Below are 12,732 nucleotides of genomic sequence, written 5' to 3'. Positions count from 1 at the left end.
GCTCAGCCGGTGTACCCGGTCACCGGGTAGTGGTCCGACAGGTTCGTGTACGTGTAGTCCGTGCCCCAGCTCGTCACCGTCCAGGGCGCGCACTGCTCCTTGACGACCTCGTTCTTCCAGACCGCCGGACGGACGTGACCCGCGCGGTGCAGGACGTGGTCGAGGTCCTCGCGCGGATCGTCGGGGTAGCGGTCATGGGCGATGGAGTTGTCCTGCGTGTCGAAGGAGTACGGGTGCCCGGTGCGCGCGTCGGCGCCCACCAGCCCGCCGTCGGCGAGCATCGAGGCGTACTCGGGTGTGCGCGAGTCGACGTTCATGTCGCCGGCGACCAGGACCTGCTCGCCCGCCGGGATGTTCTTGGCGTCCAGGAACGCGTCGATCGCCCTGAACTGCCGGCTGCGCATCGCGGCGGCCTCACCGGCGTCACAGCCCGGATCCGTCGACTGCGCGTGGGTGCCGACGACATGCACCTTGGTGCCGTTCACGTTCAACACCACATACGCGAAGCCCTTGTTGGACCACCAGTCCGCCCCGCACGCGTCCTTGTACACGTACTGCTCCTTGCGCAGCACCGGCCACTTGCTCAGGACCATCACCCCGCCGTCCTCGGGCGTCGTCGCCGAGTACGCACCGCCCGTCGCGTCCCAGCCGTCCTTGGTCCGCCCCACCACCGGCGTCTGATACGGATACTCGCCCGCCACCGCGGACTTCAGCGCGTCCGACGACGCGTTGTCGAACGCCTCCTGCACCACCACGACGTCGTTCCCGCGGAAGAAGGACGCCTTGGCGATCTCCGCGGCCCGGTGGTCCTGACCCCAGTTCGGGTACAGGGTCTTGCTGAAAAGGAACACGTTGTACGACAGCACCCGCAGCGGCGGTGCCTGGTCGGCGGCCGCGGCGGAGGGTGCGGCGCCCACGAGCCCGGTGGTGGCGAGCGTGAGGGCGAGGACGGTTGCGCCCGGGGTGCGGCGCGGCGGGAAGAGCGTCACTGGATCTCCCTGAGGGTGAGGGGGGTTGAGTGGCGCCGCACATCAAACCACCACGGATTACTCTCAGGTAACTCCCGTGCGGGGAAAGAATGTCGGGCAGCGGTACGCCCGGCTCAGACGACCCACACGCCGTCCCGCATGAGATGCCGGCCTCGCATCTCGTGCTCCCCGTTCCGCGCCTGCACCGCGCGCGGACGCACCCGGAAGTAGACGTACGGCTCGCTGTCCGCCCGTGGATCCCAGCCCGTCTTCGCGAGGAACGCCTCGGCCGCCGCTGCCGGTACCTCGTCGGCGCCGTACATCCGCGCTTCACCGTCGATCAGTACGACGTCCAGCGTGTCCCCGAGCGCTAGCCGGGTGCGTCCGCCGTCGCGCAGGTTGCGGCCCGTCGCAGTGGCCGGCCGGGTCGAGAGCCACACGGAATCGCCGTCCCACACGAACCAGAGCGGGACCAGGCAGGGCAGTCCCTCGGCGTCGGCCGTGGCCACCCGGATGTCCATCTCCTTCTCCAGGCGGGCCAGGAGATCGCGCTTGCGCCGCCCGGGGCTGCGGGGCTGCTCGGTGATCTTCATGGCCGGGACGGTACCGGGGGTGTCGGGGGGCGGATCGGGCTCAGGGCCGGTCTCGGTTGCGGCCTGAGCCCCAGGACCGGCGGAGCCGTTCCCGCAGGCGACTGGCGCCCGCCACGTTTTACGTATAACCTCTCCGGTCAATCGCACCTCCCGGAAGGCCCCGATGAGACGCATCGCCCTGGTCACCCTCGTCGTCGACGACTACGACGAGGCGATCCGCTTCTACACCGAAGCCCTCGGCTTCCGGCTCGTCGAGGACACCCCGCGCCCGGACGGCTCCCGCTGGGTCGTCGTCCAGCCCGGCGACCAGGGCACCTCGCTGCTGCTGGCCCGGGCCAAGGGTGACGAGCAGCGGGCCCGGGTCGGCGACCAGACCGGTGGGCGGGTCGGGTTCTTCCTCCACACCGACGACTTCGCCCGTGACCACGCCCGCATGCTCGCCGCGGGCGTGACCTTCCTGGAGGAACCCCGCCACGAGCCGTACGGCTCGGTCGCCGTCTTCCAGGACCTGTACGGCAACCGCTGGGACCTGCTCCAGCCCGCCGACCCTCCGCCCGCCGGCTGACCCTCCGCCCGCCGCTCGAACCGCCCGCTCGAAGAAAGACCTCGCCATGACTGCTACGCGCGTAGACGACGCTGTGATCCGCCGCCTCCCCAAGGCCGTCCTGCACGACCACCTCGACGGCGGCCTGCGCCCCGCCACCGTGGTCGAGCTCGCCGAGGCCGTCGGTCACACCCTGCCCACCACCGACCCCGACGAGCTCGCCGCCTGGTACTTCGAGGCCGCGAACTCCGGCGACCTGGTGCGCTACATCGCCACCTTCGAGCACACCCTCGCCGTGATGCAGACCCGCGAGGGCCTGCTGCGCACCGCCGAGGAGTACGTCCTCGACCTGGCCGCCGACGGCGTCGTGTACGGCGAGGTGCGCTACGCCCCCGAGCTGAACACCCGGGGCGGGCTGGCGATGAGCGAGGTCGTGGAGACCGTCCAGGAGGGCCTCGCCGCCGGTATGGCCAAGGCGGCCGCCGCCGGGACGCCCGTGCGGGTCGGCACCCTGCTGTGCGGCATGCGGATGTTCGACCGCGTCCGGGAGGCCGCCGACCTCGCCGTCGCCTTCCGCGACGCCGGTGTGGTCGGCTTCGACATCGCCGGTGCCGAGGACGGCTTCCCGCCCGCCGACCACCTCGAGGCCTTCGAGCACCTGCGCCGCGAGAGTGTCCCGTTCACCATCCACGCCGGTGAGGCGCACGGCCTGCCCAGCATCCACCAGGCCCTCCAGGTCTGCGGCGCCCAGCGCATCGGCCACGGCGTGCGCATCACCGACGACATCCCGGACCTGGCCGCCGGCAAGCTCGGCCGCCTGGCCGGCTGGGTGCGCGACCGCCGTATCGCGCTGGAGATGTGCCCGACGTCCAACCTGCAGACCGGCGCGGCCACCTCGATCGCCGAGCACCCGATCACCGCGCTGAAGGACCTCGGCTTCCGCGTCACCCTCAACACCGACAACCGTCTGGTGTCGGGGACGACGATGACGCGCGAGATGTCGCTGCTGGTCGAGCAGGCCGGCTGGACGGTCGAGGACCTGCGCACGGTCACGGTGAACGCCGTCAAGAGCGCGTTCATCCCGTTCGACGAGCGCAAGGCCCTCATCAAGGACGTCGTCCTGCCGGGTTACGCGGCCGCGCTCTGAAGCGGTCCGGGGGCCACGAGCTCTGCCGGGGCTACGAGCTCTGCAGCAGCCCCCGCACATAGGCGGCCTGTCCGACGTGCTGCAGATCGTCGGACAGGACGCTGACCAGCCGGACGCCCAGAGTGACCGGCGGGTCCCAGCGCTCGTCCACGATGCGCTCCAGATCCTTGGCGGCCACCTCCCGCAGCGCGCCGAGGGTCTGGGCGTGGACGGCGTCGTAGTAGCGGGTGAGCAGGTCACCCGAGTCGACCCGCACCTTGGCGACCTTCGCGGCGCTGTGGCCGTAGCCGGTGTCGTGGCGCGGCAGGTCGAGCCCGAAGGTCTTCTGGAAGTCCTGGGTCAGCCAGACCTGGTCGAGGTCGAAGGCGTCGGCGATGTGGTCGTCCTGGACGCGGGTGAGATGCCAGACCAGCCAGGCGATGGAGTTGGCGTCGGCGGAGGGGCGGGCGTGCAGGTCGTCGGGGCCGAGGCCCTCGACGGCGGCGTGGACTTCTTCCTGGATGCGGTTGTATCCGTCGATGAGGATGTCCTTGGCATGCATGGCTCCACCATCGCGCACCCGTGCGTCACGCGCCTTCCGTTCGCACGTCTGCGCCTTCTGTTTCCAGCAGCGCCATGAGTGCCCGGGCCGCCGGGCTCGTGGCCTGCGCGGGCGGCAGCAGGGCGACCGTCTCGTAGACGGTCTCACCGGTGCCCTTCACCGCCAGGGCGGTGAGCGAGCGCCGCTTGTGCCGGAAGTGGCGCGGTACGACGGCGACGCCGAGGTTCTCGTCCACCAGGTCGAGGAGGCTGTGCACGTCGTTGACCTCCAGCGCGACGGACCGCCGTACGCCCGCCGCGGCGAACACGGCGTCGGTCGTGCGGCGCGGCCCCCAGTCCGGGTGGAAGTCGACGAACACCTCCCCGCCCAGTTCCTCCGGCGTGACCGCGGCGCCGGCGGCGGCGAGCGGGTGGCTCGGATGGCACAGGACGGTCATCGGCTCGCCGGTCAGCGGTACCGCCCGCAGCTGGTCGGTGTCCTCCTCGGCCGTCCGTACGGCGAAGGCCAGGTCCAGGCGCCCGGCGGCGACCTCCTCCGCGAGCGCGCCCGCACCCGCCTGCCGCAGGCAGATCTCCACGTCGGGATGGCGGCGGCGGAAGGCGGCGAGCAGCCCCGCCACATGCACCCCGGCGATGCACTGCTCCGACCCCAGTGCCAGCATCCCGCGCAGCACGCCCTGCACCGCCGCCACCGCCTCATGGGCGGCCCGCACCTGCGCCAGGATCCGCTCCGCCTCGCACAGCAGGGCCCGGCCGGCCGGGGTGAGGGTCACCCGGCGGGTGGTGCGCACGAACAGCGGGGTCTGCAGCTCCCGTTCCAGTGCCCGGATGGAGGCCGACAGGCCCGACTGGGACACCATCAGACGTTCGGCCGCCCGGGTGAAGTGCTGATCCTCGGCGACCGCCACGAAGTGCTGGAGATGGCGCAGTTCCATGATTGAGCAGCGTAGCCGCTGAATCCCATCGGATTTACCTGTTGGACCACTGCCCGCAGGCCACGGAAGAGTGGGTGCCGACTGGAATATCCGGCTCTTCGGAGCCGTCCCTCGTGTGCCAACCCCTCTGGAGTCGCGTTGTACACCGCACACACCGACCGCTACGCGGACATGCCCTACCGGCGCACCGGACGCAGCGGCCTCAAACTCCCCGCGATCTCGCTCGGCCTGTGGCACAACTTCGGTCCGGCGGAGCGCACGGTCGAGACCCAGCGGGCCATCCTGCGCCGCGCGTTCGACCTCGGCGTCACCCACTTCGACCTGGCCAACAACTACGGCCCGCCGCCCGGGGCCGCCGAGACGGCGTTCGGCGAGGCACTGCGGACGGACTTCGCGCCGTACCGCGACGAGCTGATCATCTCCACCAAGGCTGGCTATCTGATGTGGCCCGGACCGTACGGCGAGTGGGGCTCGCGCAAGTACCTGCTGTCCTCGCTCGACCAGAGCCTGAAGCGGATGGGTCTGGACTACGTCGACATCTTCTACTCGCACCGTCCCGACCCGGACACGCCCCTGGAGGAGACGATGGGCGCCCTGCACTCGGCGGTGCAGCAGGGCAAGGCGCTGTACGTCGGCGTCTCCAACTACTCGGCCGAGCAGACCCGCGAGGCCGCGCGCATCCTCGGCGAGCTGGGCACCCCGCTGCTCATCCACCAGCCGCGCTACTCGATGCTCGACCGTCGCCCCGAGGACGAGGGCCTCCTCGACGCCCTGGACGAGCTCCAGGTCGGCTCCATCGTCTTCTCCCCGCTGGAGCAGGGCGTGCTGACCGCCCGCTACCTCGACGGCATCCCGGAGGACTCGCGGGCCGCCAGTGACAGCCCCTTCCTGAACTCGGACGCGCTCACCGAGGATCTGGTGGGCCGGCTGCGCGAGCTCAACGACATCGCCAAGTCCCGTGGCCAGACCCTGGCCCAGATGGCGCTGGCCTGGGTCCTGCGCGGCGGCCGGGTGACCTCCGCGCTCGTCGGCGCGAGCAGCGCGCAGCAGATCGAGGACAGCGTCGCCGCCACCCGCGACCTGGACTTCGACGCGGAGGAGCTGGCCCGGATCGACGCCGTGATCAAGGGCTGAGCCGTTCGGTGAGGGCGGTCAGGGGCTGAGCCGTTCGGCCAGGTGAACGGTCACCCGGTCGCCCTCCTGCTTCCCGATCGCCCTGCGCACCTCGGCCTTGACGGGGAGCTTGTGGGTGCCGTCCCCGAGGGCCATGAACGAACTCTGGAACGGATGTCCGTCGACGGTCCCGCGGATCTTGACCAGCCCGCGGGTCCCGAAGAAGTCGACGGACTCCGGCCAGACCACATACGTCCAGCCACCCTTGCCCGGGCTCTTGCGCAGGACGGCGGTGAATTCCGCATCGACTTTCCCGCTGGCGGTCATGGTGTCCTCCATTCGCGGCGGTCTTTCCCGTCCCTTTCTGCTTTCACCGGTCAAGACCGCCGCGCGGCGCGGAATTCATCGCTCAGGCCGCGGCGGGCACCCGGTCCAGGAACCCGAGGACGGAGACGATCCGTCCCTCGGCGTCCAGAGTGATCACATCGGACCCGGCCACCGGCGCCGCGCCGTCGGTCTCGCTCACCAGCTCCCAGGAGAAGCGCGCCGTGTCGTGGTGGCCGTCGACGGAGCCGCTCAGGCGGAAGGCGAAGCCGGGGAACCGAGCGTGCGCCGCCGCGACGACGGCCGCGATCCCCTCGTGCCCGCGCACGTCGGCCAGGGGGTCGGTGTAGCCGCCGAGCGGGGCCCACGCCGTGGCGACCGCCCGGGCCAGTGCCTCGGGTTCGCGGGCGTTCCAGGCCTCGAAGTAGCGGGCGACGGCGATCTCGTAGCGGTCGGTGGACGCGGGCATGGTCGATCAGCCTCCGATGAGGTCGTCACTGCTGGTGGGAACCGGATCCCGGTCGCGGCGACCCGGTACCGCAACGATGCCCGTACTCGTCGGGAAGCTCGATTACCCCCGGGGTAATGAAAACGGCCTTGACGTTCCGCGGCGTATTTCGGCCAACGCGGGCTGTGAATATGCCAGGAGACTGGCCGGAAAGTCGTGGTGACAGTGTTTCAGTAGTGAACATACTCACTACGAGGGTGCCTCACATGGGGCGACGGCGCCCTTACGCACCGCTCACGAGCCGCACGGAAAGCGAGGTCCGCCGGCAGGCGAACACGGGAATACGGGGGAGGTCACATGCACGACGAGTTCCTGTGCCATGTCACCGCATACGGAGTCTGCGGAGGCCGGCGCATCGGTGTACCCCTGGGAACCTATCGGGCGCCCACCCTGGCCCTCGCCCTGTGGTGGTTACGCGACCGGGCTTCCTGGATCGCCGAGCGATTAGATCCGCAGCCCGACGCGGAGCACTTCCCACCGAGCGCGCTCGTCCCGGTCGCCGACACCGTGCTCGATGTGCCGGCCGTGCTGCGCGCCTGGTGCGGCGATGTCGGCCAACAGGAGCTGGTGGCTGACGAGTTGGCGGCCGGGCACCTGGTGCGGATCGCCGTGAGCGACGACACCACCGAGTACGAGCTGCTCGCCGAGTCGGTGGACGCGCTGCGCATGCAGCGGACCATCCCGGCGCTGGTCGTCCCCGTCGCCTGACCCGCCGGCGCGAGCGCCCTCCCGCCCTGGGCGCAAGCAGGCGCATACATGGACAGATCGATAGAATCCTGGCATGGCGGAGCGACCGGTCGCACCGACTGCGCCCGTACTCGTCCTGGAGACCGAGTCGGGCTCCACCGTGATGACCCCGGGCCGCGACTACCACGTCGGCCGCGACCCGCTCAGCGACATCGTCATCGACGACGCCCGTGTCTCCTGGCACCACGCGGTGCTGCGCCCCGAGGCCGACCACTGGACCCTCGAGGACGAGCACAGCACGAACGGCACGTACACCGAAGGCCACCGCGTCCACGCCTGGGACGTCGGCCCCGGCACGGTCATCCGCTTCGGCAACCCCTCCGACGGGCCCCGCGCGGTCCTGCTCGACCGCCGCCCCGCCCCGGCAGCCGCCCCGGAACGCCCCTCGTCGGTCGCGTCCGTTTCCAGGCCCGGCCTGACGGGCACCTTCCGCCGTCCCACCACCGTCCGCCCCCTGCCCGCCCGGACCGTCCGCATCGGCCGCGCCGCCGACAACGACCTGGTCATCGACGATCTGATCGTCTCCCGCCACCACGCCGAACTGCGCGCCCTGCCCGACGGGACGTACGAGATCGCCGACCTGGGCAGTCACAACGGCACCTACCTCAACGGCAGCCGGGTCACCGGCGCACCCGTCGGCCCCGGCGACATCGTCGGCATCGGCCACTCCGCGTTCTGCCTGGTCGAGGACCAGCTGCAGGAGTACGTCGACACCGGCGAGATCTCCCTGGAGGTGCAGGACCTCGCGGTCGCCGTCGACCACGGGCGCAAGACGCTGCTCGACCACGTCTCCTTCCCGGTGGGGGAGAAGTGCCTGCTCGCCGTCGTCGGCCCGAGCGGCGCCGGCAAGTCCACGCTCCTGAACGCCCTGACCGGGCAGCGCCCCGCCGACCACGGCACCGTCCTCTACGACGGCCGCGACCTCTACCGCGACTACGCCGAGCTGCGTCAGCGCATCGGCCTGGTCCCGCAGGACGACATCCTGCACGCACAACTCACCGTCCGCAGCGCCCTGTCCTACGCCGCCGAGCTGCGCTTCCCCCAGGACACCGCCAAGGACGAGCGCCGGACCCGGGTCGACGAGGTCATCCGCGAGCTCGGCCTCGAGCAGCGCGCCGGGCAGCCCGTGCACAGCCTGTCGGGCGGGCAGCGCAAGCGGGTGAGCGTCGCCCTGGAGCTGCTGACCAAGCCGTCGCTGCTGTTCCTCGACGAACCGACCTCCGGACTCGACCCCGGCATGGACCGCTCGGTGATGCACATGCTGCGCGGCCTGGCCGACGACGGGCGTACCGTCATCGTCGTCACGCACAGCGTCCTCAGCCTGGACGTCTGCGACCGGCTCCTCGTCCTCGCGCCCGGCGGACGGATCGCCTACTACGGCACGCCCCAAGAGGCGCTGCTCTTCTTCGGTTTCGAGAACTGGCCGGAGGCCTTCGAGGCCTTCGAACGCGACCGGGACCGCGACTGGGCGGGCGACTACCGGACCTCGCTCTTCCATCAGCAGTACATCACCGACGCGACCGGACAGCCCCGGCAGCACCGCACCGGCCCGGTCGTCATCACCCCGCCGCCCCGGCCGCGCAGCCGCGGCGCCCAGCTCGGCACACTGATCCGCCGCTACGCCACCGCGCTGAGCGCCGACCGCACCTTCCTCGCCATCATGATCGCCCTGCCGTTCGTGATGGGCGCCATGGCCCGCGCTCTGGCGGGCAGCAGGCTGACCCAGGAGACGGCGATGAACGCGCTGCTGATCCTGTGCGTCGGCGGCGTCCTCACCGGCGCGGCGAACGCCGTGCGCGAGCTCGTCAAGGAACGCGTCATCTACCAGCGGGAGCGGGCCGTAGGCCTGTCCAGATCGGCGTATCTGCTGTCCAAGGTGGTGGTCCTGGGGACGATCACCGTGCTGCAGGCGATCGTGCTGACCCTGGTCGCCCTGCTCGGCGTCGATCTCAACGCCCCCGGCGGCGAAGGCGTGTTGATGCCGCCCCTTGTCGAAATCACCGTCGCCGTCGCCCTGCTGGCCTTCACGGCGATGATGCTCGGCCTGGTCGTCTCCGCGCTGGTGCGCAAGGAGGAGGTGACGATGCCGCTGCTGGTGCTGCTCGCCATCGTCCAGGTCGTCTTCTGCGGCGCCCTGCTGAAGCTGCACGGCGTGCCCGGCCTGGAGCAGCTGTCCTGGCTGGTGCCCTCGCGGTGGGCGCTCGGCGCGATGGCCGGCACCGTCGGGCTCGCCCGCATCGTGCCCGGCGACCTCGCCGACGATCCGCTGTTCGAGCACTCGGCCGGCGTGTGGCTGCTCAACGTGGCCATGCTGGTCGTGCTCTCCGTGGCCTTCGGCTACGTCGTCTCCCGGCTGCTGCGCCGGCACGAACCCGTCGTGATGCGGAAGTAGGCACCCGTCCATGGCTTCCCCCGGTTTCCGGCCCACCCACGTCGTCCCCCGGCACGGCATGCCCGCCTGGGAGGCCCCCGACCCCGCCCGGCCCACCGTGCCCCTCGACCCGTTCCTGCCGGTCCAGCTCGTCGAACGGCGGGGCGACTGGGGACACATCCTGTGCGCCAACGGCTGGTCGGCCTGGGTCGACGGCCGCTTCCTGGTCGCCGTACCCCAGGACCCGCCCACCGCCGGCGGCGGCCCGCTCACCCGCACCGCCGATCCGCGCCCGCTGCTCGCCCGGGTCGAACACGTGCTGGCCGGTTACCGGTCCGCGGTCGAGGACCTGGCGGCCGGCGGACTGGACGGCGAGGCCTTCCGCGTCCGCACGTCGGGACTGCGGATCGGGGTGGTCGTCGACGGGGAGTCCCTGTGGCTGTACGACGCCGAGCACGGGCGGTGGGTGTACGCGGACGGCACACGGCTGAGCACCTACGCCACGGACGACGGCCCCCGCGCCACCGAGGACCCGGGGCCCCGCCCCACCGCGGCTCCCGACCACGCCCCGACCCAGGTCGTGACCCCCGATGGCCCGTGACACGAGCCTCTTCTCGGGCCGGCCCTCCGAGCTGATCGGGCGGCAGGTCGCGGGCTACCGCATCGAGCGCGAGATCGGCCGGGGCGGCATGGCCGTGGTCTACCGCGCGCGGGACCTGCGCCTGGAACGCACCGTCGCGCTGAAGCTCCTCGCCCCCGAACTCGCGCGCAACGACACCTTCCGCCGCCGCTTCACCCACGAGTCCCGGGCGGCCGCCGCCATCGACCACCCGCACATCGTGCCGGTCTTCGAGGCGGGCGAGACGGACGGTGTCCTGTACATCGCCATGCGCTACGTCTCCGGCAGCGACCTGCGCCATCTCCTCGACCGCCAGGGACCGATGCCACCCGCGAGGGCTCTGCGCATCGGCGCACAGGTCGCCTCCGCCCTCGACGCGGCGCACGAACACGGGCTGGTCCACCGGGACGTCAAACCCGGCAACATCCTCGTCGCCCGCGGCACCGACAGCGACCACCCCGAACACGTGTACCTCACCGACTTCGGCCTGACGAAGAAGTCGCTGTCCCTGACCGGCTTCACCACCGTCGGCCAGTTCGTCGGCACGCTCGACTACGTGGCCCCCGAGCAGATCTCGGGCAAGCCGGTCGACGCGCGCTGCGACGTCTACGGCTTCGCCTGCGTGCTCTACGAGTGCCTGGCGGGCCACCCGCCCTTCCGCCGCGACGACGACATGGCCCTGCTGTGGGCCCACCAGTACGACGAGCCGCCGCCCGTGACCGAGGCGCGCCCGGACCTCGCCCCGACCGTGGACGCCGTGTTCGCCAGGGCCCTGGCCAAGAGCCCCGACATCCGCCACGACTCCTGCCTCGCCTTCGTCGCCGACCTGCGTGCGGCTGTGGCCGGTGGAGTGGCGGCCGGGCATGCGCCGACGGAGGTGGACATGAGGGTCGCAGGAGCGCCGAAGGAGCCCGCGAAGGACACGCCGAAGCCGCCGCCCCGGTGGGCCGAGCCGGTCTTCCGGTGGTGAACGCCGGCCCGCTCACTCTTCCGGGCGTGTCGTGACCTCGCCCCGGTGCCGGGCGCGTCGTGCGAGCAGGCCGCCGAGGAAGCCGGCGAGCAGACCCCACGCCAGCGCGAGGCCGACGGCGGACCACACCTCGGGCCGGAGGAAGAGCTCGCCTCCCAGATCCCCGCCCAGGTCGCCGATGCCGAGTACCGACAGGCCGTAGTGCGCCGAGATACGGCCGACGAGGCAGATCATCAGCACTGTGAGCGCGAGCGCGACCGCCAGGTGCACGGCGTGCTGCCAGGCACGCATCCGGGCCGGGGAACGCCTCGCCATCACGAACGCGGCAGCAAGCAGCAGCACCGCCTCGACGGCGACCAGCCACCACACGCGTCCGTCCTGCTCGGCGAGCGTGCCCAGATTCAGCTCGGCGGTCTCCCGGCCGCGCAGCACCTCGTCGAGCACATGCGGCATCGGCAGCCCAAACGGCCCCTCGACCCGGCCGTTCCAGGTCACGCCGAGGCCGATCGTGAGGGCGAGCCACACCAGGTTCGGCATGCCGAGAAGGATCACCGCGAACGTTTCGGCCGCGTGCCCGCGGGTCGCCGCGACGACCAGGCCGATGACGACACCCAGCACCACCCAGGCGAGCAGCAGCATCACCATGGCGTACGCGGCCGGCCGCACCGACTCCTGGAAGCGCAGCAGTCCGCCCGGCAGCGGAGCCCCGCGCGAGACCAGCAGGGCCAGCACCAGCACGCCCGCCAGCCAGAGCACGCCGAAGAACAGCGTCGCGGGCACGTCCGTGGTGAACCCGACCTGCGGCGAGATGCCGAACAGATCGCCGAGGTCGCCGAGCGCGTCCTGCCCGAGGTCGCCCAGGGAGAGGGAGAAGGTATGGCGGGCGGCGAACGACAGCGCCAGCAGCCCGGCCAGCCACAGTACGGCGATCCTGGCGGCCCACCCGGCCAGCTCCCCGGCGCCGGCGACCGCCCGGTGCCGCAGCGGCCGCAGGAAACCGGCGGCCAGGACGAGCGCGCCGACGAGCGTCACCGACAGCGGGATCACGGTGAGCCCGGCATCGGACTCGGCCAGGCCTCCGGCGTTCCCCGACAGCTCGATCGTGCCGCCGACCGCCGTCACCACGGTGGCCGCGACGACCCTCGGGAAGGCGCCGTCCGGGAGGTCCGCGGCCCCGGCCGCCCACAGTCCCAGCGCGGCCACCACGCCCATCGAGACCAGCCCGGCCAGCACCGTGCCGACGGCCTGCACCCAGCCATGACGGGACACGGCCGCACGAGAGGCTGTCAGGACGCTCACCCTGCCCACGCTAAGCAGCACCCCTCGGACGCGCCCGCCGGGAGGTCCGTCCGC

Annotated in this window: 14 protein-coding genes; 7 read left to right on the top strand and 7 right to left on the bottom strand. The window is 71.7% G+C overall.

The window, feature by feature from the left end; all coding sequences use genetic code 11:
* Positions 1-2: 2 nt before the first annotated feature.
* Both sph and ACIBU0_RS32015 read right to left on the bottom strand, forming a co-directional pair.
* Positions 3-989, bottom strand: a complete 987-nt coding sequence (gene sph, locus ACIBU0_RS32020) for a sphingomyelin phosphodiesterase (protein ID WP_398825405.1) — start codon at positions 987-989, stop codon at positions 3-5.
* A 113-nt stretch (positions 990-1,102) separates the two neighbouring features.
* Entirely contained in the window at positions 1,103-1,561 is a 459-nt protein-coding gene (locus tag ACIBU0_RS32015; protein WP_398825403.1) for a pyridoxamine 5'-phosphate oxidase family protein, read from the bottom strand.
* Positions 1,562-1,724: 163 nt separating this feature from the next.
* Between ACIBU0_RS32015 and ACIBU0_RS32010 the strand changes: the two genes are divergently transcribed.
* Both ACIBU0_RS32010 and ACIBU0_RS32005 read left to right on the top strand, forming a co-directional pair.
* Positions 1,725-2,126: a VOC family protein gene (locus ACIBU0_RS32010; RefSeq protein WP_398825401.1), complete on the top strand. Its 402-nt coding sequence runs from the start codon at positions 1,725-1,727 to the stop codon at positions 2,124-2,126.
* 46 nt (positions 2,127-2,172) lie between these two features.
* Positions 2,173-3,252, top strand: a complete 1,080-nt coding sequence (locus ACIBU0_RS32005; protein WP_398825399.1) for an adenosine deaminase — start codon at positions 2,173-2,175, stop codon at positions 3,250-3,252.
* A 31-nt stretch (positions 3,253-3,283) separates the two neighbouring features.
* Here the strand turns inward: ACIBU0_RS32005 and ACIBU0_RS32000 are convergent, their stop codons facing one another.
* Together ACIBU0_RS32000 and ACIBU0_RS31995 are read right to left on the bottom strand one after the other, a co-directional pair.
* The gene (locus ACIBU0_RS32000; RefSeq protein WP_398825397.1) at positions 3,284-3,793 is read right to left on the bottom strand and encodes a DUF664 domain-containing protein; all 510 of its coding nucleotides are present in this window, start codon (positions 3,791-3,793) and stop codon (positions 3,284-3,286) included.
* Positions 3,794-3,818: 25 nt separating this feature from the next.
* Positions 3,819-4,727: a LysR substrate-binding domain-containing protein gene (locus ACIBU0_RS31995; protein ID WP_398825395.1), complete on the bottom strand. Its 909-nt coding sequence runs from the start codon at positions 4,725-4,727 to the stop codon at positions 3,819-3,821.
* Positions 4,728-4,865: 138 nt separating this feature from the next.
* On the opposite strand from ACIBU0_RS31995, the gene mgrA reads away from it, so the two are divergent.
* Positions 4,866-5,861, top strand: a complete 996-nt coding sequence (gene mgrA, locus ACIBU0_RS31990; protein ID WP_398825393.1) for an L-glyceraldehyde 3-phosphate reductase — start codon at positions 4,866-4,868, stop codon at positions 5,859-5,861.
* A gap of 18 nt (positions 5,862-5,879) precedes the next feature.
* On the opposite strand, the gene ACIBU0_RS31985 is transcribed toward mgrA, so the two are convergent.
* Together ACIBU0_RS31985 and ACIBU0_RS31980 are read right to left on the bottom strand one after the other, a co-directional pair.
* Complete coding sequence (locus ACIBU0_RS31985) at positions 5,880-6,167, bottom strand: DUF1905 domain-containing protein (RefSeq protein ID WP_398825392.1); 288 nt, start codon at positions 6,165-6,167, stop codon at positions 5,880-5,882.
* Positions 6,168-6,249: 82 nt separating this feature from the next.
* Positions 6,250-6,633, bottom strand: coding sequence for a nuclear transport factor 2 family protein (locus ACIBU0_RS31980; RefSeq protein WP_398825390.1), 384 nt, complete (start codon positions 6,631-6,633; stop codon positions 6,250-6,252).
* A 336-nt stretch (positions 6,634-6,969) separates the two neighbouring features.
* On the opposite strand from ACIBU0_RS31980, the gene ACIBU0_RS31975 reads away from it, so the two are divergent.
* The 4 genes from ACIBU0_RS31975 (at position 6,970) to ACIBU0_RS31960 (ending at position 11,379) form a co-directional block, all read left to right on the top strand.
* Positions 6,970-7,380, top strand: coding sequence for a hypothetical protein (locus ACIBU0_RS31975; RefSeq protein WP_398825388.1), 411 nt, complete (start codon positions 6,970-6,972; stop codon positions 7,378-7,380).
* Positions 7,381-7,453: 73 nt separating this feature from the next.
* Positions 7,454-9,811: an FHA domain-containing protein gene (locus ACIBU0_RS31970; RefSeq protein WP_398825386.1), complete on the top strand. Its 2,358-nt coding sequence runs from the start codon at positions 7,454-7,456 to the stop codon at positions 9,809-9,811.
* 10 nt (positions 9,812-9,821) lie between these two features.
* On the top strand, positions 9,822-10,391 hold the full coding sequence (locus tag ACIBU0_RS31965) for a hypothetical protein (protein ID WP_398825384.1): 570 nt from the start codon (positions 9,822-9,824) through the stop codon (positions 10,389-10,391).
* Complete coding sequence (locus ACIBU0_RS31960; protein ID WP_398825382.1) at positions 10,381-11,379, top strand: serine/threonine-protein kinase; 999 nt, start codon at positions 10,381-10,383, stop codon at positions 11,377-11,379. The genes ACIBU0_RS31965 and ACIBU0_RS31960 overlap by 11 nt, the downstream gene beginning before the upstream one ends.
* Before the next feature lie 12 nt (positions 11,380-11,391).
* On the opposite strand, the gene ACIBU0_RS31955 is transcribed toward ACIBU0_RS31960, so the two are convergent.
* Positions 11,392-12,678, bottom strand: coding sequence for a streptophobe family protein (locus tag ACIBU0_RS31955; protein ID WP_398825380.1), 1,287 nt, complete (start codon positions 12,676-12,678; stop codon positions 11,392-11,394).
* Positions 12,679-12,732: the final 54 nt, after the last annotated feature.

It is taken from the genome of Streptomyces sp. NPDC049627 (assembly GCF_044465645.1).
Classification (GTDB): Bacteria; Actinomycetota; Actinomycetes; order Streptomycetales; family Streptomycetaceae; genus Streptomyces.
The sequence above is the reverse complement of the archived record's forward strand: the minus strand, read 5'-3'. Positions and strand labels throughout refer to the sequence as shown.